The organism is Streptomyces sp. NPDC053755, from assembly GCF_040677675.1.
GTDB lineage: Bacteria > Actinomycetota > Actinomycetes > Streptomycetales > Streptomycetaceae > Streptomyces.
The window spans coordinates 34,037-52,724 of sequence record NZ_JBFASK010000040.1 but is presented as its reverse complement, the minus strand read 5'-3'; the positions used below and the strand labels follow the sequence as shown (position 1 = coordinate 52,724).

Annotated in this window: 23 protein-coding genes and 1 pseudogene; 8 read left to right on the top strand and 16 right to left on the bottom strand. The window is 69.1% G+C overall.

Annotated features, from left to right (window positions below):
- From AB0K65_RS28295 to AB0K65_RS28240, 12 genes and pseudogenes are all read right to left on the bottom strand, one after another.
- Positions 1–391, bottom strand: a pseudogene (locus AB0K65_RS28295) (site-specific integrase); the annotation flags it as partial.
- On the bottom strand, positions 388–561 hold the full coding sequence (locus AB0K65_RS28290) for a helix-turn-helix domain-containing protein (RefSeq protein ID WP_365721384.1): 174 nt from the start codon (positions 559–561) through the stop codon (positions 388–390). The pseudogene AB0K65_RS28295 and the gene AB0K65_RS28290, both read right to left, overlap by 4 nt.
- An 11-nt stretch (positions 562–572) precedes the next feature.
- A complete protein-coding gene (gene repSA / locus AB0K65_RS28285) occupies positions 573–1,973 on the bottom strand; it encodes a replication initiator protein RepSA (RefSeq protein WP_365721376.1) in 1,401 nt (466 codons plus the stop codon).
- Between the two features lie 5 nt (positions 1,974–1,978).
- Positions 1,979–2,161 carry a hypothetical protein gene (locus AB0K65_RS28280; protein ID WP_365721374.1) on the bottom strand — a complete coding sequence of 61 codons (183 nt, stop codon included), beginning with the start codon at positions 2,159–2,161 and terminating at the stop codon, positions 1,979–1,981.
- 92 nt (positions 2,162–2,253) lie between these two features.
- Complete coding sequence (locus tag AB0K65_RS28275; RefSeq protein WP_365721382.1) at positions 2,254–2,799, bottom strand: GGDEF domain-containing protein; 546 nt, start codon at positions 2,797–2,799, stop codon at positions 2,254–2,256.
- A gap of 5 nt (positions 2,800–2,804) precedes the next feature.
- Positions 2,805–3,116, bottom strand: a complete 312-nt coding sequence (locus AB0K65_RS28270) for a SpdD-like protein (protein ID WP_365721372.1) — start codon at positions 3,114–3,116, stop codon at positions 2,805–2,807.
- Between the two features lie 13 nt (positions 3,117–3,129).
- A complete protein-coding gene (locus AB0K65_RS28265) occupies positions 3,130–3,285 on the bottom strand; it encodes a hypothetical protein (RefSeq protein WP_314619884.1) in 156 nt (51 codons plus the stop codon).
- Positions 3,286–3,305: 20 nt separating this feature from the next.
- Positions 3,306–3,494 (bottom strand): mobile element transfer protein, encoded by a 189-nt coding sequence (locus tag AB0K65_RS28260; RefSeq protein ID WP_365721370.1) that lies wholly within the window; start codon positions 3,492–3,494, stop codon positions 3,306–3,308.
- Between the two features lie 18 nt (positions 3,495–3,512).
- A complete protein-coding gene (locus AB0K65_RS28255) occupies positions 3,513–4,190 on the bottom strand; it encodes a DUF2637 domain-containing protein (RefSeq protein ID WP_365721368.1) in 678 nt (225 codons plus the stop codon).
- A gap of 21 nt (positions 4,191–4,211) precedes the next feature.
- On the bottom strand, positions 4,212–4,403 hold the full coding sequence (locus tag AB0K65_RS28250) for a hypothetical protein (RefSeq protein WP_365721366.1): 192 nt from the start codon (positions 4,401–4,403) through the stop codon (positions 4,212–4,214).
- 81 nt (positions 4,404–4,484) lie between these two features.
- The gene (locus tag AB0K65_RS28245; RefSeq protein WP_365721364.1) at positions 4,485–5,834 is read right to left on the bottom strand and encodes an FtsK/SpoIIIE domain-containing protein; all 1,350 of its coding nucleotides are present in this window, start codon (positions 5,832–5,834) and stop codon (positions 4,485–4,487) included.
- Positions 5,835–5,836: 2 nt separating this feature from the next.
- Complete coding sequence (locus AB0K65_RS28240; RefSeq protein WP_365721362.1) at positions 5,837–6,169, bottom strand: hypothetical protein; 333 nt, start codon at positions 6,167–6,169, stop codon at positions 5,837–5,839.
- A 154-nt stretch (positions 6,170–6,323) separates the two neighbouring features.
- Here AB0K65_RS28240 and AB0K65_RS28235 point away from each other — a divergent pair, with 154 nt between their 5' ends.
- Both AB0K65_RS28235 and AB0K65_RS28230 read left to right on the top strand, forming a co-directional pair.
- On the top strand, positions 6,324–7,118 hold the full coding sequence (locus AB0K65_RS28235; protein ID WP_365721360.1) for a GntR family transcriptional regulator: 795 nt from the start codon (positions 6,324–6,326) through the stop codon (positions 7,116–7,118).
- The gene (locus AB0K65_RS28230; protein WP_365721358.1) at positions 7,115–7,798 is read left to right on the top strand and encodes a YdcF family protein; all 684 of its coding nucleotides are present in this window, start codon (positions 7,115–7,117) and stop codon (positions 7,796–7,798) included. Before AB0K65_RS28235 ends, AB0K65_RS28230 begins: the two co-directional genes overlap by 4 nt.
- Here AB0K65_RS28230 and AB0K65_RS28225 read toward each other — a convergent pair.
- From AB0K65_RS28225 to AB0K65_RS28215, 3 genes are all read right to left on the bottom strand, one after another.
- Positions 7,771–8,334, bottom strand: coding sequence for a nuclease-related domain-containing protein (locus tag AB0K65_RS28225; RefSeq protein ID WP_365721356.1), 564 nt, complete (start codon positions 8,332–8,334; stop codon positions 7,771–7,773). The two genes, AB0K65_RS28230 and AB0K65_RS28225, sit on opposite strands and share 28 nt — an antisense overlap.
- Positions 8,335–9,342: 1,008 nt before the next feature.
- Positions 9,343–10,290, bottom strand: coding sequence for a RelA/SpoT domain-containing protein (locus AB0K65_RS28220; RefSeq protein WP_365721354.1), 948 nt, complete (start codon positions 10,288–10,290; stop codon positions 9,343–9,345).
- The gene (locus tag AB0K65_RS28215) at positions 10,290–11,318 is read right to left on the bottom strand and encodes a DUF262 domain-containing protein (RefSeq protein WP_365721352.1); all 1,029 of its coding nucleotides are present in this window, start codon (positions 11,316–11,318) and stop codon (positions 10,290–10,292) included. The genes AB0K65_RS28220 and AB0K65_RS28215 overlap by 1 nt, the downstream gene beginning before the upstream one ends.
- A gap of 413 nt (positions 11,319–11,731) precedes the next feature.
- On the opposite strand from AB0K65_RS28215, the gene AB0K65_RS28210 reads away from it, so the two are divergent.
- A complete protein-coding gene (locus AB0K65_RS28210; RefSeq protein ID WP_365721350.1) occupies positions 11,732–12,220 on the top strand; it encodes a hypothetical protein in 489 nt (162 codons plus the stop codon).
- Between the two features lie 859 nt (positions 12,221–13,079).
- Here AB0K65_RS28210 and AB0K65_RS28205 read toward each other — a convergent pair.
- A complete protein-coding gene (locus AB0K65_RS28205) occupies positions 13,080–13,424 on the bottom strand; it encodes a hypothetical protein (protein WP_365721348.1) in 345 nt (114 codons plus the stop codon).
- A gap of 291 nt (positions 13,425–13,715) precedes the next feature.
- Here AB0K65_RS28205 and AB0K65_RS28200 point away from each other — a divergent pair, with 291 nt between their 5' ends.
- The 5 genes from AB0K65_RS28200 to AB0K65_RS28180 all read left to right on the top strand — a co-directional run bounded on the left by AB0K65_RS28200 (position 13,716) and on the right by AB0K65_RS28180 (position 18,685).
- Positions 13,716–14,408 (top strand): HAD-IA family hydrolase, encoded by a 693-nt coding sequence (locus AB0K65_RS28200; protein WP_365721346.1) that lies wholly within the window; start codon positions 13,716–13,718, stop codon positions 14,406–14,408.
- A gap of 270 nt (positions 14,409–14,678) precedes the next feature.
- Positions 14,679–15,509, top strand: a complete 831-nt coding sequence (locus AB0K65_RS28195; RefSeq protein ID WP_365721344.1) for a hypothetical protein — start codon at positions 14,679–14,681, stop codon at positions 15,507–15,509.
- Between the two features lie 301 nt (positions 15,510–15,810).
- Complete coding sequence (locus AB0K65_RS28190; RefSeq protein WP_365721342.1) at positions 15,811–16,959, top strand: FAD-dependent oxidoreductase; 1,149 nt, start codon at positions 15,811–15,813, stop codon at positions 16,957–16,959.
- The gene (locus AB0K65_RS28185) at positions 16,956–17,831 is read left to right on the top strand and encodes an NmrA family NAD(P)-binding protein (protein WP_365721340.1); all 876 of its coding nucleotides are present in this window, start codon (positions 16,956–16,958) and stop codon (positions 17,829–17,831) included. The genes AB0K65_RS28190 and AB0K65_RS28185 overlap by 4 nt, the downstream gene beginning before the upstream one ends.
- The gene (locus tag AB0K65_RS28180; protein ID WP_365721338.1) at positions 17,828–18,685 is read left to right on the top strand and encodes an NAD(P)-dependent oxidoreductase; all 858 of its coding nucleotides are present in this window, start codon (positions 17,828–17,830) and stop codon (positions 18,683–18,685) included. The genes AB0K65_RS28185 and AB0K65_RS28180 overlap by 4 nt, the downstream gene beginning before the upstream one ends.
- Positions 18,686–18,688: the final 3 nt, after the last annotated feature.

Genomic DNA, 18,688 nt, shown 5'->3' with positions numbered 1-18,688 from the left:
CACATCTTTTCGAGCCTCGACTCGGGCCTCCAGGTCTTTGCGGGACAGCCCTTAGGAGGGCCGTCGTGACGGAAGTCAGGGATTCGTTGATGCCGTCGCGTGTGTTCGGCGCAGCATGTGGCCATTTCATGGCGAGGTACTTCAGGGCGAAGGCGTACCAGGTGAGAGCTGACTTCTTCTCCTCCATGGAGCCGGGAAGGCCGGATTCGGTGTCGAATTCCTCGCCGTCCCGCGCCGCCCGCATCAGCTTGGATCGGTAGTTGTCCGCAAGCGCCTTGGTTCGAAAAGTCTGAGGGAAGACCTTGCCCGCTACCGCCCATCGCACTTCGTAAGACGGTTTTTGGGTGTTGCGCTTACGAACACTCCAGATCTTGACATCGAGTGACTTCACGCGGCGGCACCTTCCAGCGCTCGCAGCCACGCGGAGAAGTCCGAGCGCCAGACCCGCAGCTCGCCATTGGGCAGCTTGAAGGCCGCAGGCCCCTGTCCCAACTCACGCCACCGGTAGAAAGTCCGACGCGACACCCCACCTAACTCGGCGAGGATCTGCGGCACGGTCATCAGTTCGTCTTTCACAGCTCCCCTTCTTGGGCGTCGTGTTCGGCACGGATCTCACGGGCGTGTTCGCGGTTGTGCCGGATATCGCGGCGAATGTTGGCAGCGAGCCAGGATTCGCCGGGCGTGTGGCCGTGGCCGGCGTAGGTCCAGTGGGCGACGACGAGGACGGTGGCTTCGGGGTTGTCGTCGGGGTTGGGCAGGCCGAGTGAGGCGCGTTGTTGGTGGGCGCGGTAGTCGGCGCGGACCTGGCGTAAGGCGCCGAGGGTGGTGGAGTAGCGGCGGGATTTGGTGGAGAAGTGGCCGCGGAAGCCGAGCATGTGGGCCCAGGCCCTCAGCCGCCGATCGGGGTACGCTGCGTCGAGGTCCATGCAGGCTTCCATCAGGCGCCGGGGATGGTCGGGCACGTCGAGGAGGATGAGCGCTTCCTTATTGCCGACCCGGTGGTCCACGCTGCCGGTGGTCTCGGCGGCCTTCGTGGCGTACTTCGCGACGTAGGCGGCGACGGCCTGTTCGGTCAGGTCCTCGCCCTGGCCGAAGGCGCCGATGGGCTGGATGTCGAGCTGATCACCCCACGTGAGCTTCACGTCCTGGTCGACGCCGTACGCGGGAGCGGCGGGGACGACGACGCGGACGCGGGCGGCGGCGGCGCGGATGGCGCCGGTGAGCAGGTCGAGGGTGGCCCAGGCCGGGGGCGGGGTGTCGGGGCCTTCGGGGCCGTCGAAGCGGATGACGGCGTGGAAGTGGACGGCTCCGCGCTTCTGGTACTCGGCGACCTTGCCGAAGGAGACGCGGGATTCCTCGTGGGCGGTTTTCTGGGTGAGTCCGGCGCGGGCGGCGATCTCGCGGCGGAGGTAGATCGTGAAGTACCGCCACAGCTCGGAGGCGTGGTTGTTCCACAGCACCGCGGCCGCGTAGTCGTACGTGGACGGGTCGAGCGGGGTGCCCAGCTCAGGGGCGTCCTCGGGATGGCGGGTTCCGCAGCGGCAGGGCCGGGTGCCGGGGCGGTTGTGGACGGGGCCGAAGGATGGGGCAGTGAGGGTGGCGAAGACGCGGGGGTGATCGCGGATCGTCTCGGGAGTGCCCTTGTCGGGTGCGCCGACGAGTCCGGCGCGAATGAGGTGGTAGGTGTCCCCGGCGTAGGTCCAGGCGCACGCGGGGCAGCGGGAGGCCCGCCGGTTGCCGCAGGCGACCCGCAAGACCCCACCGGGCTCGTTGTCCGTGGTGTAGGCGTGCAGGACGGTCCGGGTGGCCGGGTCGAGGAGCTTGGTTCCGCCGGAGAGGCGGATGGGGGCGGCGCATCCCCCGGTGCGGCGGATCTGGTCGGTGAGGCGGTCGAAGCCGGGGGACCCGGCCACCCGGAGCAGATCGCTCAGGGTGGCCGGGTCCAGGCCCGCCGCGGTGGCGGTGTCGGTCAAGGCGGTCACTTCCCGGCGCGGACGAGAACGGCCGTCACGGTGCGGGTGCCGGTGCCCTTGCAGGCCGGGCAGGAGGCGGGAAGGGTGCGGCGCCGGCCGTCCGGGGTGACGCTTCCGGTGGTGACGTGGACGACCGGGAAGCCGTCGCAGTGGGAGCAGACGCGGGTGGCCGGGGGCTGGGGCATCATGGGCTTTCCCTTTCGGGTCCTTTGGGTCTGAAGAGGGGTTGAGGCGCCCGGGGCGGCGGAAGTTTGGCGACCGAGGCCGCCCCGGGAGCCGCTCAGCGTGTGTTGCGCCTGTCGTAGCCCTTGGTGAGGTACATCGAGGCGTCGGCGGCGGACAGGGCGTCGGTGAGGATCGGCACCGGCAGGTGTGCGCGGTGGCAGTGACCGATTGAGGCCGAGACCGGCAAGGTGTGGCCCTGGTGGGTGACCGGTTCGTCCAGCGCGGAGTGGAGGGCCGGGAGGCCGGCGGTGTGGGCGGGGTCGGTGACGATGGCGGCGAACTCGTCCCCGCCGAGACGGGCAACGATCCCGTGGCGTCCGCACCAGTCGGCGAGGCGGTTGGCGGTCGCGGTGAGTACCGCGTCTCCGGCCGCGTGGCCGTGGATGTCGTTGATGGCCTTGAAGTCGTCCAGGTCGACCAGGAGCACCAGGGCGTTCACGTGCTTGGTCATGAGGTGGTCGGCGCGGGCGGTCCATCCGGCGCGGGTGTGGAGGCCCGTCAGCGGGTCACGTCGTGCGGTGCTCAGGCGCCGCAGGAGCATCCCGCCGTGGAGGGCCCACCCAAGGGCCGGTAAGCCAGCTGCGATCACGTGCGTGTCCACGCTGGTCACCGCCCCTTCTGGAGGTCCTTGACGAGCAGTCGCAGGACGACCGCGATGACGGCGACCGAGACGCCGGTGATGGCGACCGCGAGCAGCAGGGATACGAGGACGGCGCCGACGACCAGGACCACCGCCCCGCCACCGGACGCGAGGGCGAGCGCGCTGCCCGGGGTGAGCTGGACCGTGGTCCGGGGCGGGGCGACCATCACCGGGACTGCGGTCTGGGTCGGCTCGATGTCGGCTACGGGAGTGGGCTTGTGGATCGGGATGGTGTGGCCGGACGGGAGCGGGTTGACCGGGATGCGGGGCTGGAGCATGGCTGGGGTCTCCCTACTTGGCGATCGGGTCGATGAGCGGGGCGAAAAGGCTGTCGGCGAGGAGGTAGCCGCCGAGGAGAATCACGGCGACGAGCCACCAGGGCGGGCGGATGAGCTTGATGCCGAGGCCGCCGACGACGATCAGGGCGAGCCAGAGCGGAACGTCCATGGCGCGGGTCTCCTTGAAGGTCAGCGGGGCTGGCAGCGGTGGGTACTGGCGGCGAGTTCGGCGGCGGCGCGGGTGTTGTAGTCCGCGGAGAACTCGCAGCGCGGAGCGGTGCACACGGCGGTGTGCTTGGTACGGCCCCGGCCGTCGCGGTGGGTGCCGACCTGTACCGGGCCGATCCGGGTCACGTTGTGGAAGCGGTTCGGGCGCATCAGGGACCTCCTGTCTGGTCAGGCGAGTTGCAGAGCAATGGAGTCCGCGAGGGCCGCGGGGAGGCCGTGGCGGGTGCGAAGGGTTTCCGCGTCGATCGGCTGGCCGGTCTGGGCCCGGTGGGCGTCCGCGATCTTCTGGGCGTGAGCCATCAGGGCGGGCGGCACCGATACGGCGGGCGGCGCGGGAACGGGATCGGGGGCGGGCGCTGTCTCGGCCAGGGCGGGTTCGGCCGGCGGTAGCTCGGGCACCGGGTCGGGGACTCGCTCCACGGTGGGCTCCGGGGCGACTTCGGGTCCCCCGACCGGGTCGGGTTCCGGCTGTGGTGTGGGGGTTGGGGTGTGGGCGTGGGCGAGGAGGGTGCCGCCGAGGAAGGCGAGGGCGGGCCATCCGGCGACGAGGATGCGCAGCCAGGCGGGGACATCGCTCATGTCGAGCAGTCCGGCGGTGGCGACGTTGGCGCCCAGGGACGCCGTCAGGGCGATGCCGAACCAGAGCCAGGCGTCACGGTTGGACGCGTCAGTGCGCATCCGGCGCCAGGCGGCGACCATCAGCAGGTCGACGCTGACCGGATAGGCCCAGGCCTTCCATCCGTCCTGCCCGGCCGCCGCAGCAAGGTCGTGCAGGTGGGCGAAGGACAAGGCACCGGCGATGCCGGCCTGGATCAGTACCGCGTCGAAGCGGAGGGTGCGGAACACGAGGGTCGCCTCCTTCCGAGGTCAGGCGGTGCCGGTGCCGAAGCAGTCCGGGCACAGTCCGGTCTGCGTGGCGTCGATCGCCCGGTGCTTGGGTCCGACGAGCACGGCCGTGGTGGTCTCGCCGGTGCCGGCGCAAGTGCCGCAGGGCGGCGGGACGGGCGAGGGCTGGGGCGAGTGGCGACGCGCGGCCGGGGTCTTCTTCGCGGTGGTCATGGCGGTTCCCTTTCGGCTTCGGGCATGGGTCAGGTAGGGACCCGGCGTGAGGCGGTCACGCCGACCGAGGGGAGCGAGACGTCAGCTGGTTGCCGGAACCGGCGTCACCAGCGGAACGGGTCCAGCGGGCCCGGTGAGGGTGGGGGCGTCCGGCCGGTACGGGGCGAGGGCCGGGATGTCCGGGGTGAGGTGCGCGTGCGCGACGCAGACTGCGGCGGCATCGGCGGCGGTCAACTCGGGGGTGCGGATGCGGGACCAGCCGCCGGAGGTGTCACCGGCCACCGCCAGGCCGGGCTTGTCGGGCGGGATCGCGGTCACGGCCACGACCGCGTCCGGGGCGATGTCGCCGAGACCCATCTCGGCGGTCTGCTTGTCGTTGACCCGGTGCACCACCCGGCCGGTGAGCTGGGCCCGGAGCGCGGTAGCACCCTTGCCGAGGTCGGAACCGAAGCGCTGGCCACAGACTTCCAGGAACATGCCGGCCGCGCGGGCCATCTGCCCGAGCCGGATCAGCTGAGTGACCATCCGGTCCCGACGTTCCTCGTCCTTCTTGGTGGCGACCAGGAAGAGTTCCGCGACCTCGTCCACTAGAAGCACGATAGGCACCGGGCGCAGCCCGTCGGGCAGTTCCCACACGTCGGAGGCGCCGAGGTTGCTCAGCAGGTCGAAGCGGGTTTCCATCTCCGCCACCAAAGCGTCCAACAGCCCGGACGCTTCGTCGGGGGTGATGGCCAGCGCGGACAGCCGGGGCGCGAGCCCCTTCTGCTCGACACCCCGCTTGCAGTCGATCCCCACCAATGCGACCCGCAGCCGGGCCAGCCCGGCGATCAGGTTGCGCTGATACATGGACTTGCCCGACTGGTTCGCCCCGAGTGTCAGCGCGTGCGGGACCTTGAGGTAGTCGCGAACGAAGGGGGTGCCGTCCTCCCGCAGCGCGACCGCAACGGCCATCGGGCCGGTCGGAATGCTGCGGAGCATCTTGACCTTTCGCAGCACGTCGTAGCCGGTCATCCGCAGTTCCACGAACCCGGGCCTGGTCTCCGCCACGTTGACCGAGTAGACGCCCCAGGCGTGCCGCAGCCGCTCAGAGGCCGCCATCACGTCGGCGGGCTCCAGACCGGCCGGAAGCCGCAGGGTGACCCGCAGTCCGGTCGAGGAAACCCTCACCCGGCGGACCTTCGGCGGCACCGGCTGGACATCCGGACGGCGGGCGAGGTTGCGGACCATAAACGCCCGCAGACGGGAGGGCTGCACCGTCAGCCCGCACACGTCCATCGTCGAGCGGTACGTCACCGCGAACCGCGCGGTCGCCACCGGAAGTCCGACCAGCGACCAGAACACACGCGGCGCCCGGATCTTCGCGTACCCCAGGCCACCACCTGCCCCGGCGAGCGGAAGGCCGACCTCCCATAACGTCGACAGATCCGTCATGATCAGGCCCCCATCGGCGTGATCGCGACCGCACGAAACGAGATGCCGTGCCGGGTCTGACCGTTGAACGTGTTCTCCCAGTCCCGCGCCTTAAGGCCGATGACCGACACCGGCATACCCGGCGCCAGCCCCTCGGGAAGGCCGGTCTCCGGGACGGTGACCTGGTACAGGTTGCCCTCCCCCTCGTCCGAGATCAGCAGGCCCACCGTGGACAGCCCGGCACCGGTCTCCCGGTCCATGGCGCGCTCACCGGTCTGCTTGCTGACGAGCTTCGGGGCGGGGGCCGTGGCCACGAACACCACAGCGGTCGACGTGTCGATCTTGAAGGACGGCATCAGCACTCCCTACGTTGTTGGGCAGCCCGAACCGGAACTGCCGACCTCGCTGTCCTAGGACTGCGAGCGCTTGAGTAGATAGTGGCCCGTAGTCCTAGGACTGTCAACAGTCCTAGGACTGTGTTTGACTTGTTCCTGTCGAGAGGGGTACGTGATGGCGCCCAAGTGGCGGGAGCTGGCAGACAAGCTGGCCGAACAAATCAGGAGGGGTGAGTACGCGCCGGGTGAAGCCTTGCCGCAGATCAGAGCGCAGGTCGAGGCAGGCGAAGGCTCGAAGGCCACTGTCCATGCCGCGTACAAGGCCCTGGAGGCGGAAGGCCTGGTCACCTCCACGCGCGGCCATGGGACCGTTGTGCGCCAGCAGGTACCACTCAAGCGACTCGGCATCGCCCGGTACGACAAGGCGAAGTGGCGCGACGGCGACGAGGTCGCGTTCATAGCGGATCGCGTGGCCTCAGAGCGGACCTACCGCCGCAACGAACAGACGCAGACCGTCAGCCTCGTTGATGCCCCGCCGGCGGTAGCAACTGCCCACGGCCTCGAAACCGGAGCTCCGGTCTACGCCCGCGCCCGGCTGGTGAAGGAAGGCGACCAGCCGACGCACACGCTGACCAGCTACTACCGCCCCGAGCATGTCGAGGGCACCCGGATCGTCGATCCCACCCCCGGTCCGGCCGGCCGAGGCGGCGGCTACCGAGTCCTGTACGACGCGGGTTACGAGATCGACCACATGAAGGAGTCGCTCTTCGCCCGCACACCGACAGCGGACGAGGTGAAGCTCCTCCAGCTCCCGCCGGGCGAACCCGTGGTCGAACTGCACCGGACGACGTACACGGCTGACGGCACAGTGGTCGAATTCGCCATCGGGGTGCATGCCGCTTCCCGCTTCGCTTGGGAATACGACTTCAAGGTGCCTGACTCGGCGAAGGAAAGGAACGGCCAACAGTGATCTCCACCCAGGACTGGGCCGACACACTGCGCCTGTGGAACTACCACCAGATGGGCCACGCACCTCGGCCCTGCTCCGTGGCCATCGGGCTCGGTAGCCACGACCTGGGCGTGGCCGACGCCGCAGCCGACCTGTACAAGCGCGGCATGGCCCCCCTCCTCGTGTTCACCGGGGCGACTAGCCCGACGTCGCGGGAACGCATGCCCCGCGGCGAAGCCGTGCACTACCAGGAGCGGGCGATCGAACTGGGCGTTCCAGCCTCAGCGGTGATGGTAGAGCCGCGGGCCCGCAACACCGGCGAGAACATCCGCTTCTCCCGGGAGCTCCTCACCGAGGTCGGCATAGAGGTGGCCTCAGTCTTGCTGGTCAGCAAGCCCTACGAGGAGCGGAGGGCGTATGCCACGGCGCGGAAGCTGTGGCCCGAAGTCGAGATCGTCAGCGCTTCTAGCCCCATGACGCTTCAGGACTACGTCGATTCCATCGGCGACGTCCGCATGGTCATCGACATGCTCGTTGGCGCTCTCCAACGACTGCTGATCTATCCAGACCAGGGCTTCATGATCAGTCAGCATGTACCCAGCGAGGTGATCGATGCGTATGAGCGCCTCTGCAGGGGGGGCTTCACGAGCCGTCTCCTCCGAGACGAGGAGGGTCACGTCCTCAGCCAGGCTCGCCGGTGACGGGCGACGGCGTAGACGGCCTCCACTTGTTCGGGCGTGAGCGTGCCAGCGAGAGGGCCGAGAGCGGCGACATCTCGTTCCTGATAGACGCGGACGGTGTACTGAGTGGCCGTGCGCTGTAAGCGCTCAACACCGACGAACACAAGGACCGGCTCCACGGGCACCTCGAAACCGCAGTACCGTCCCAACACGCCTCGCACATAGTCGGCCTCAGCCTTGCTCGCGGCCGCGTAGGGGTGCGGCTTCCCGCCGTTGACTTTGGCCATCGTGTCGCCGACCCAAACCGAAGCACCTCGATGGGTCTTGGTGTTGATACTGAACACTCCGCCGGGACCGATCAGCAGGTGATCGATGTCGCCGCCGTTGCTCTTCTCAATGCCGTGAAGGGTCCGCCAGCCAAGGGGGGCCAGACGCTTCAGCTCTCGGCCGACTCGACGCTCCCCCTCCAGCCCGATGTACCAGCTCTCCCAATCGGATGAACGCCGCAACAGCTTCGCTATCCAGCGTTGACCGGTTGAAGGTCCCTGCCCCGCCATCCGACGGAGGATCCCGGCACCAGGGCGGTTCCCTGCCAGGTCTTCAATAGGCGAGAGCGGCGGGAGGACTGCTGGCCGCGAAGCGTGTCTCCGAGCCGATGGCGTCGGCTGTTGCGCGCGAGGCGCATGATCCGAAGCAGAGGCGCCGGCGGGCTTGGGGCCGACGGTCATGCCTTCACCGAGGAGGGTGCCGAGGAGGGCTAAGGCCTCATCCCGATATGTCTGGTTCCTGATCGTCACGACCTTGGTCGCTCGGTCTACCCATGCCACAGCATCCCCGTTCGGCAGGTTCACGTAGAGCCGATCCTTGCCATGCCGCTTCCACGGCCTCACCGTTAGATCGCTCACCAATCCCCCCAACGCAGCGGCCCGAGATACATGCCAGCAGCTGGCGGCTACGTCGACAAGACCGCCCTCATAGGGGGAGCTGTTACAGGTTTCTCTACCTCATCAAGGCACCCGCCGCGCACGCGCGGCGCGTGCGGCCCGTCGTCCGGGCCGCCGCTCCTGTCTTCGCCCCGCTCCGGCCCGGCCGCCGGCCGCACGCCTAGCAGCTCGGGTTGTTGAGGGAGAACCACAACATGGTCGGAGCGAGTGCGCGAGGTGCCGGCCATCACGATGCCTCCGGCGGGGGCGCTCAGGCTCCGGGATGGAGGGGCGCGTGGGCGTCTGCTGGCATCGTCGTGGTCAAGGTGGGGGGCTCCCATCCCGTCTGCCATCGACCCAGGCAGAGCCGAGCAGACACGGGCCCTGGCGTCCAGGTCGTTCGTACAGTGGCGCGCTCCACCTGGACGCCAGGACCCGCGCCCGCTCCACGGTGTGTGGGTCGACGGCAGACGGGATGGGAGCCGGGGCGAGCTGTAGGCGAGGCCGCCGGGTTGGCAACCCGCGGAAGTTCGACGGCGAGCATGCGGCTTCCTGACTTTGCTCACCCCCAGCTCCCGATGGGAAAGCAGTCGCCGGCCGCCGCCAACCTGCCCGAAATCACTCCGAAGCCTTTGGGCAGTCTCAGAGGGTCACTCTCTTGCCCTGTGGCACCCCTCGAACCTCCGGTACGAGATCCTCAAGCTCTCGTGTCACCAGGATGCGCCGCTTCCCCAGTCCGGAAATCACCTTCTGCGCATCCCAGCGGAGCAGGACGCCAACTACCTTGTCGAGCGGACTGATGGAGAGTGCATTAATTAGATCCGGGGTGTCGATACAGGCTTGCTCGAATTCTGAATTCGACATCTTGGAGCCTTTGAGGAGCCCCTCGATTGTGATCACGAAGCGCCTCATGTCGCCTGGGAGTTCGGCCGCTCCCCAAACTCTCTTGATGACGTCCAGGATCTCATTCCTGTTGTCGAACACCGGGTAGGCCGGCTCTTCCTCCACCGCCGCAATGTTCGAAATGTCAACAAGTACGTCATCGACAATTTCAAGCAGCCCGCGCAATCGACTATCCATTCGATGCTCTCGCCACGAAAATTTGTCACCTTTATAGATGACGTCATGCGTTGACTCTTGGAGTGCATGCTGAATGTACGTGGTGAACTGGAGCTCGATCTTCAGGTTGGCCAGCTGCGGGTTCCTTTCAGTGAACTCGCGCGGAAGTCTCACGATCAAATGAGGCTGCTGGTACCGAAAGTCGGTCGGGTTTCTCGCTTCGATATTCTTCGCCTCGACAGGATCGAATGCGGTGCGTGCCGCATCTAGGGCAGCCTTCACCTGTGAAGGATGAAGGAATACCGCTCTTGCGCCCACCAGGTCGTCAAGGTCCCAAATGCTTTCCGTTTCCCCCTTCTGGAGTTTGCTGTATAGCGACTCGATCCCTTTGGGGCGCGTTTGGATCGTCACCGGGTTCCAGTCGGCGAACTCCTGAGGGAGGCGGGACTTCAGGAATTCTTCGGTCACTTTCAGGAGTGGCTCTATTTCGTCATATCGAGCCCGAAACGAGGCGGGGACCACGATGGCCATTACTCGGCCGTGAGCACAGACGTAAGCGAATCGGCGCGCACGGTCCGGTTTGCGCCCTTATTGGATCCTTGGATGGCGGCGAGATGATACCGCTTAGCGTGTTCGGTTTGCTGTGCCTCCAGTTCTTCAGCGAAACCCTGAAGGCGTTCCGCAGCTGCAGCGGCCGTGGGAAGCAGCCCCTGGGAGTGGAGCGCGACAATGGCAGCCCAGAGGGAATAGAAATCCGCGACGTTTGCGAAACGAGTTCCCTTCAGTGGATAGATCTTTGAGACTTCTCGCAGGAAGTCCTGTGCGGCGATGAAGCGTTGATTCGTGGCTTCCATGTCGGAGATTTCGGCATCATTGTCTGCGTAATACCGGTCGAGATACTCCTTTCCGTCTTGAATTCCATCCATGGCGACGATGTAGAATTCCGAGACGTACTCGACGTCAAGCATCCTTCGGATGCGAGTGGGCGTGACCAGTCCAATTTCGGACCAGAAAGGGTGATCCGCCAGCTCCTCTACCTTAGTGATGAACTCTCCGCCGTATTTGGCGTGCCGCAGCTCTTGGGCGTTGAGTCGAGCCACGTTGCGATTCAGGCGATCGAATGCCTGAGTGAGCTCGGCAGTGGATGGATTCTTTAGGCTTTCGACGGTGAAGACGTATTCCAGGAGCGATACCTTGACTGGCTGCGGGAGGTCTGAGTAGTAAGTCCCTGCCAGTCCGAGATCCTCCAGCGTGTCAGGGGTGGGGTACTCGTCCTTGACGAACTCAAAAAGCGCGGTCAATCGCTGCTTTCCGTCAATCACGTTGTACTTGGTCTGCTGGGACAGGTCGGTAGAAACGTCAACCTGAAGGAAGATGGTCGGCGCAGGGTAGTTTCGAATTACCGAATCGATAAAGAACTGCTTATACGTCGGATTCCAAACGCTGCGCCGCTGGTAAGGGGGATCAAGGTTGAGGCGTCCAGCGCTCAGCTGATCGAGAAACCAGCTAGCTGCCTGCGTGTTTGTGGACCGCTGGAAACGTGTCGACTTACCGGCCATTTTTCCCCATATTCGATAGCTTCCTGAAAGGCTGCGTCAGGATACCGGAGGTTGCCGTCCACTGGCTGCGGTTTCCCCCGAAACGGGTGACGTCTTTGGCCCGATCAATTGAGCCTGTCGACTACGCCTCTGAAGTGCAGCGGTGGGAGGGGCCGGCGCGCGTGCATGCTGCCGTCCCTTGGTCGATGCCGGGCCGTCTGCGGGCCGTGCGAGGGGGCCCAGGGGTGACGGCGGCCGACGGCGACAGGTCGGCTACGAGGGCGACCTGGGAACCCACAGGCCCCGGGAGCCCTCACCTAGTGGTTCGCTCCTGAGGGTGGCGATCAGGCGAGATGGGGCTTTTCTCTCCAGCAAGGTCGTGGCGCCCATGGGGCCATGCTCGCTACCGGCCCCAAAGCGGGAACGATGGGGTCATGACCATCGATCAGTATGCAGCACAGCAGTTAGCCGGCCGGGCCCACGAGGTGGGGCGGGCGTCTGGACGGGAGCCTTGGCGCGACGTGCTGCGGTGGGTGAGCCGCGGGCGGTTCGGGCGGCGAAGTGGATGGGCGAGCGAGCCGGAGTTAGACACGCCTTGGCAGGACACCATCTCTGGGGAACGGCACGGCTGGCGTCAGCGTGCAGCCAATCTGGATGGCGAGTTCGCGTTCAGTGTCGACTATCAGGTCTGCCCGCACTGTCGGCTCGGGTGGGTCGAGCAGCCTTACACGCTGCCGGAGTATCAGCGATGCGGTCTGGCCTCCGCCGGCCTCGCGGCGCTACGGATCGAGCACCCAGGCCTGTCTTGGCACACCCTGGGTGGGCACCTACGCGATTCCATGGGATTCTGGGTGGCCGTAGGGGCCGAGGTGCCCGGCGGGTACCAGCAGCGCGGCCTCTGTGCCCACATCACTGCCTGGTGAGGTCCACCAGCGCCTTCAGGGGATGCGGCCTATTCGTGGACCGGCCAGGCTTGGCCAACAGCCTCTAGGCCTCTGGCCTGCGTAGACGCCTGATACTCACGCGCCCTCCGGAGCCGTGTGCGCAGGTTCGAATCCTGCCGGGGGCACTTCGCAGGAAGTGCCTGAAGACCCCGCCACCAGCGTTGACGCTGAGGACGGGGTCTTTTGCGTTGCGCAGGTGTGTGCCGGGGTAGGGGCCGTCGTGGGGCATCCACGCCCGTCAAGTCCGTTCCTGGGCAGGCTGGGTGGGGCACGGGGATGGCCTGGGGTGCCAGAGCGACCGCCGAGGAGCCGGTTCGGCCGGTGTGGTCGCTGAGGTCGCTGACATCGCTGGAGAACGTCGGACCACTGCGCTTCGGCACGTCCGCCGACGAGGTCAGGGCCGCGCTCCCAGGGGTCCATAGTTGCGCCGCTTCGCTGCCGAGCCCTTCTTCCCTGACATCCACGGCATACAACTCGGCTTCCATCCAACGGTGCCCGCTGTCCACGCGTACGTGTGGGCCTGGGCGGACCGAGCTGACGGGTCGTGTGCCGGCCGTGCTCGGGAACCGGGTCCTGAACCTCTGTTCGCGGGTGTCCTACGGCCGCCGGGGTAGACCGCTCCGCTCCGGTCTGGATTCCTGGCACGCCCCCGGCTCCCGGTGGGGGCCAGGTGCCGTGAAACGGAGAGCGTCACCAGCGTTGACGCGGCGGACGGGTTCTCTCGCGTCGGGCAGGTGTCCGGCATTCGGTCTGATGCCTCGACCTGATGCGCTTCGGCATGGAGTACCCGAGGAGGATGACGGTTCCCGGACGGGTTCGGGGCTCGGGCGGATACCGATCAACCTCGGATCTCTCTCACCAGGGTGTCGTTCTCGTGACTCAGTTCAAGCTCGCAAGTGAACCCCATGGAGCCGAGGAGTCGACCCAGGTCGTCTAGGCGGACGGGGTCGACCACGCCGCTGAGCAGGACGTCCGGGCCGTCGACCGGGTCGATCTCCAGCAGGCACCAGGTGGTCTCCAGCTCGTAGGCGTGCCACGACGAGGAACGGGCTCTCCAGCCGGCACCGGCGAAGCGCGCGGCCACAGCGGATGCGTCGCGGCAGCCGTGGAGCACGCCGTACACGTTGTTGTCCGTCTCCGCCCACTGCCGATCGAGTTTCGGGCGCCCGCCGGTTGTGTCCACGCCCCCGAGTATGGCCTCCCCCCACGGAATCCTCGATGTGCGGCCTCGTCGTCCGCGCCCGGGTCGGTGCCGCTTCGTGTGGGCAGGTGCCGAATGGCGGAAGCGCCAGGATTCGGGGTTCCCGCCGTGGTCGGGGGGTACGTCGAGAGGAAGCCCGTTCCCGGGGGTGAGCCGCTGACCGTCGCCGGTCTCGACGGGCTGGGAGGCGGGCGGGTCGTCCGGTGGAGCCCCGCAGGTGGGCTCGCAAGCGGTACGACAGCGTTCGGGTGACCATCGGAAGGGACTTCGACCTTGACACACGACGACGAGCTGCCGGGCCTCCTGGCGAGCGCGCGAGTGCTCTTGTTCGACTTCGACGGCCCCCTCTGCGACGTGTACGCCGGACTGCCCGCGCCCCTCGTCGCGAGGCGGCTCACCGCGCTCGTCGCGGCCCGGGACCGGGCGGCGGGCTCCACGGCGGAGCAGACGGACGATCCGGTCGAGGTCCTGCGCATCGCTCACGCGGCCGACGCCGATCTCGGACGGACGGTGGAGGCGGCGCTCACGGCCGCGGAGGTGGATGCCGTCGCGGTCGCGGGGCCGCCGACTCCCGGTTCGGTGGCAGCGCTCGAGGCCGCACGCGCCGCGGGGCGAGCCGTCGTGGTGGTGAGCGACAACTCCGCCGAGTGCGTCCAGCGCTTCCTGGAGTTGCACGAGCTGGAGGAGTACGTCGTGAGGATCGTCGGGCGCCCGGCAGGACAACCCCATCTCATGAAGCCCAACCCGTTCCCGCTCATCACGGCCGCCGAGCAGGTGCACATGGACGTCACGAACTGCGTCCTGATCGGCGACTCGCTCACGGACATCCAGGCCGCCCATGCGGCGGGGACGACCGTCATCGGGTACGCCGACGAACCGCACAAGGCCGATGTCTTCACCGACGCCCAGGCCGACGCCGTCGTCGAGGGCATGCAGACCATCGCCGACGCGCTCACCGCGGCGTAGGCATCGTCGCGCGGGGCGATCCGGCGAGACGGAGACCGGCGCACGGCCTCCTCGCATACGGCCGAGGACGCGTTCCGGACACGGGGGCCGTACCCGTAGGGGGGCACCCGGTGAGGCTGCGGTGTGCCACGGCCGGTGCCGGACGACGCGGCCTCACGGTGCGCCACGGGCGGTGCCGGATGCGCCTGCCGCGGTGGGCCGACGGGACGGCTGGAGGTCGAAGGCGGGGACCGCGTGACCTGGCCCTTCGGGTGCGCCACCATGACCGGCATGGATCTTGAAGGGATAGCCGCGATGGCCGCAGCCGTCGTCGCGGGGATCGCGGTTCCCGCGAGCGTGCTCATCGGCCGGTGGCAGACGAAGGCGGCCCTACGGGCGGCGGAGGCCACCAGTGAGGCGGGGCTGGCGCAAGCCAGGTCCGCTTACCAGGCGGCGCTCGACGCGGTCCGCGCCCAGGCGGACGCCACGCACCTCCAGTGGCGGCGCGCCATCCAGCGCGAGGCGTACGCCTCCTTCCTCCTTGCCGCCCATCGCGTGCAGGAGTCGGGCGAGCGCTGTGCCGCGGACGCCGAGCAGGACCTCGCGGGGGAGACCGCGCGGGCCGGAAGGGCCGCCCTGGAGGATGCGCTCGCGACCCTCAAGGCGGCTCAGACGATCATCGAACTGGAAGGCCCCGACGAGGTCGCCGCCCCCGCCGCCGGGATGGCCGACGCCGCTCAGATGATGGCCTATCACCTCGGCAAGCAGGTGACCTACGAAAGGGCGTGGGGGAAGCTCTGTCGGCTGGTGGACGGCGAGGAGCCGGTCGTGAGCGCTGACGCCGTACGGCTCACGGAGGCGCTGGCCGGCCTCCGGATCCCTCGTCGCGCCGAGCGGGAGGAGCCGGACGGGCAGGTGATGCGCGCCTGTCGTGAGGCGTGGCACGCGCTGCCGTCGGGAGCCCTGGACGAGGAGGAGTTCGGTGCGCTGCTGGAGGGGTGGTCGTCTCTGCCCCCGACCTCCAGCACGACGTACCTCGACGCCGTCTGCCGATTCGGCGAGGCGGAGGCGCGCTTCGTCCGCGCGGCCAAGGCCGAGCTGCACGGTCAGTCCGTCTCCTGAACCCCGCGACGCGATGCGGCATGCCGTGCCGTCCCGCTTGCCGGAAGGAACGGCCTCGCGTCCGGTACCGCTCGTTCCGGGGCCGCGGCGCCCCGCAGGGACGCGTCGGCGGACAGCGGGCCGCCGGTCGCTTCTCCCCTCGTGGCCGCGCCCGGGACGAGGAGCGAGGGCGCCGGCCCGCCCGCACCCCGTACTCCGACCCGCGCTCGGACGATCACGCGAATGCGTGATGGCAGCCCGCCGGGCGGCAGGAATGCTCGGGGAGGAGAGTGACCGGGTCCTGCGGACAGGGAGGCATGGCATGAGCCGTTCCACGAGTGCGGTCAGTGGTGGGCATCGGCGGGAGATCGGGGTGGCCGTCATCGGGGCGGGGGTGCTCGGGCTTGCCGTCGTGGACAGTCTGGTGCGGCGGGGGGTCGACGTCGTCTGCTTCGACGGGCGGCCGCCCGGCAGTGGGTTGTCCGGTGGGCTCACGCGGACGTTCCGGCATCGGCACGACGACGAGCGGCACGTGTCCATGGCCGTCGACGGGCTCGCCGGGTTCCGGGAGTGGGAGCGGCGCAGCGGGCGGGTGCTCGTCGGGTCGGAGAGCGCCGTCTACAGCGGGATGGGACCCGCCGACGTGAAGGGGCTCGCGCTGCACGGCGTGGAGCACCGGTTCGTGGAGGCTTCCCGGCAGGACGAGGTGTTCCCCGGACTCTCGCCGGTGGACGGGCCGCTGCTCATCGACGAGAAGGCCGGGGCGATACGGGCCCGGAACACCATCGACGCGCTCGTGGAGTGGGTCGGCGACCGGATCGTCCAGGCCGACATCCACAGCGTGACCGTGCCCCGGGACGGGGACGGGGTGGAGATCCAGACCACCGAGGCCATCTACCGCGCCCGCCATGTCGTGATCGCCGCCGGAACGGCCGTGCCCAGGCTCGCCCGTGGGGTGGGCATCGACATTCCGCTCCAGTCCCGGCTGCACGTGCGGCCGCACTTCCGGATCCGCGGGTACGAGCCGGGGCGGACGCGGCCGCTGCCCTGCTGGGTCGACCGGGCCGGCATCTGGGGCGAGACCGTGTACGGCTCCCCCATCGGCGACACCGGGAGGTACGTCATCGGGCGCATCGGCGTCGACGTCGACATCCCCTTCGGGCCGGACGGCGTCCTGCCCGAGGGAAGCAGCACCCTCGGCGAGGCCCAGCGGATCGTGGACTACGTCGAGCGAGCCCTGCCCGGGCTCGACCCCGAACCGGTCGGCGTACGGGTGTGCGTCATGACCAAGCTGCCCGCCGGGAGCGACGCGCTGCGCGCCTGGCACACCGACGGGGTCACCGCCATCGCCGGGCACAACCTCTTCAAGATGGCGCCCGTCCTCGGAGAGCTGCTCGCCGACGCGGCGCAGAACAACGAGCTTCCCGAGCGGCTCGTCGACGCCGGCGCCGGCGCCCTGGACCCGCTGTGAGCCGAGGGATCGCCGTCCTGGGCGGTACGGGCAACATCGGCCGTGCGCTGCTGCGTGAGCTCGACGGCCTCGGGCACCGGGCCGTCGCGCTGGTCCGGCCGGGGCGGGGTCCGGCGGTGGCGGAGTACGCCGACCCCGTCGAGGTGGGGACGGAGGGAGCGGACGGGTTCGTCCGGGCCCTCAAGGGGTGCGCCGCGCTCTTCCTGCTCACCCCGTTCCATCCCCGCCAGGACCTCCTCCAGCGGAGGGTCGCCCGCGCCGCGGCGGACGCCGGGGTCGGCCATGTCGTCAAGGTCTCCGCACTCGGTGCCGATCCCGCCTCACCGGTGCTCGTCCACCGTCAGCACGGGCTCGCCGAACAGGCCCTGGCCCGGCTGGGACTTCCGTACACCTCCCTGCGTCCCAACGCCTTCATGCAGAACGCCGCCCAGTGGCTGCCCACCATCGCCTCCCGGGGCGCCGTGATCCTGCCCGCGGGGCGGGCGCGCGTGAGCATGGTCGACGTCCGGGACATCGCCGCGGCCGCCGCCGTGCTGCTCACCGGGCCGCCGCCCGGCGAGGGGGGCGTGGTGTACGAGCTGACGGGACCCGAGGCGATCGGGTACGCCGAGGTGGCGGCGGCCCTGTCGGCCGCCGCCGGGCGGGAGATCCGCTACCTCGACGTCCCGCCGTCGCGGGCGGCGGAGGCGATGCGCGCGAGTGGCGTCCCGGCGTGGGCGGTCGAGGCGCGGCTTCAGCTCTACGCCACCTATGTGGCGGGCGAGGCGGAGACGGTCACCGGCGCGGTGAAGGAGCTGACCGGGCGGGACGCGCGGTCGTTCGCCGCCTTCGCCGCCGAACTGGCTCCCCGGCTGAAGGGGGAGGGTCCGTGACGAGGGTCGTGCTCATCGGTGGGACAGGGGTGCTCGGACACGCCCTCGTGCCCCGTCTGCTGGACCGCGGACACGCGGTCACCGTGCTCTCTCCCGGATCCCGTCCCGCGCCGGCCGGTGCGGAACGGGTCGTCGCGAGCCTGCTCGACATCCCGGGCGGCGACCTGGCGGACGTGCTGGCCGACGCCGACGTCCTGGTGAACGCCGCCACGGCCGTACCGGCCGATCCCTCCGCTCCCGGAGCCTGGGAGGTCAACACCCGGCTGCGGGAGGAGGGGACGCGCAGGCTGGTCGAGGCCGCGCGCGCCGCCCGCGTCCGGCATCTCGTGCAGATGAGCATCACCATGGCCTACCCGGACGGCGGCGACCGGCTTCTCGACGAGTCCACGCCGTTCGACGCCGATCCGGCGCGAGGTGCGCTGGTCGAGCCCGTCCGCGTCATGGAACGAACCGTGCGGCGGGAGTCCGGGGACGGCCCGGACTGGACCGTTCTGCGCGGCGCGCGCTTCGCCGGGCCGGGCACGGTCCAGGACGTCCAGCGGCGGCGCCTGCTCGGCGGAGCCCTGCCGATCGCGGGTGACGGCTCCTCGTGGCTCTCGATGGTCCACGTCCGTGACTTCGCCGCCGCCGTCGCGGCCGCCGTGGAGGTCCGGCCTCCGGGCATGGTGTTCAACGTCGCCGACGAGCCGCTCCGGGAGCGGGAGTACGTGGAGCGGCTCGCGCGCGCGGTGGGTGCGCCGCCGCCGGCGTACGCCCGGGACCTCACCCCCGAGCCGTCGCAGCGGGTGAGCAGCGCCGCCGCCCACCGGGTCCTCGGCTGGAAGCCCGTCGCCGGCATCTGGGCGGAGGTGTGACGG

Bases quoted from the DNA above. Each gene is read 5' to 3' on its own strand.
- AB0K65_RS28270 (WP_365721372.1), bottom strand. From the start codon at position 3,116: ATGCTCCAGCCCCGCATCCCGGTCAACCCGCTCCCGTCCGGCCACACC.
- AB0K65_RS28210 (WP_365721350.1), top strand. From the start codon at position 11,732: ATGACCATCGATCAGTATGCAGCACAGCAGTTAGCCGGCCGGGCCCAC.
- AB0K65_RS28220 (WP_365721354.1), bottom strand. From the start codon at position 10,290: ATGGCCATCGTGGTCCCCGCCTCGTTTCGGGCTCGATATGACGAAATA.
- AB0K65_RS28195 (WP_365721344.1), top strand. From the start codon at position 14,679: ATGGATCTTGAAGGGATAGCCGCGATGGCCGCAGCCGTCGTCGCGGGG.
- AB0K65_RS28225 (WP_365721356.1), bottom strand. From the start codon at position 8,334: ATGGCGGGGCAGGGACCTTCAACCGGTCAACGCTGGATAGCGAAGCTG.
- AB0K65_RS28215 (WP_365721352.1), bottom strand. From the start codon at position 11,318: ATGGCCGGTAAGTCGACACGTTTCCAGCGGTCCACAAACACGCAGGCA.
- AB0K65_RS28290 (WP_365721384.1), bottom strand. From the start codon at position 561: ATGACCGTGCCGCAGATCCTCGCCGAGTTAGGTGGGGTGTCGCGTCGG.
- AB0K65_RS28265 (WP_314619884.1), bottom strand. From the start codon at position 3,285: ATGGACGTTCCGCTCTGGCTCGCCCTGATCGTCGTCGGCGGCCTCGGC.
- AB0K65_RS28260 (WP_365721370.1), bottom strand. From the start codon at position 3,494: ATGCGCCCGAACCGCTTCCACAACGTGACCCGGATCGGCCCGGTACAG.
- AB0K65_RS28245 (WP_365721364.1), bottom strand. From the start codon at position 5,834: ATGACGGATCTGTCGACGTTATGGGAGGTCGGCCTTCCGCTCGCCGGG.
- AB0K65_RS28280 (WP_365721374.1), bottom strand. From the start codon at position 2,161: ATGATGCCCCAGCCCCCGGCCACCCGCGTCTGCTCCCACTGCGACGGC.
- AB0K65_RS28240 (WP_365721362.1), bottom strand. From the start codon at position 6,169: ATGCCGTCCTTCAAGATCGACACGTCGACCGCTGTGGTGTTCGTGGCC.
- AB0K65_RS28235 (WP_365721360.1), top strand. From the start codon at position 6,324: ATGGCGCCCAAGTGGCGGGAGCTGGCAGACAAGCTGGCCGAACAAATC.
- AB0K65_RS28190 (WP_365721342.1), top strand. From the start codon at position 15,811: ATGAGCCGTTCCACGAGTGCGGTCAGTGGTGGGCATCGGCGGGAGATC.
- AB0K65_RS28250 (WP_365721366.1), bottom strand. From the start codon at position 4,403: ATGACCACCGCGAAGAAGACCCCGGCCGCGCGTCGCCACTCGCCCCAG.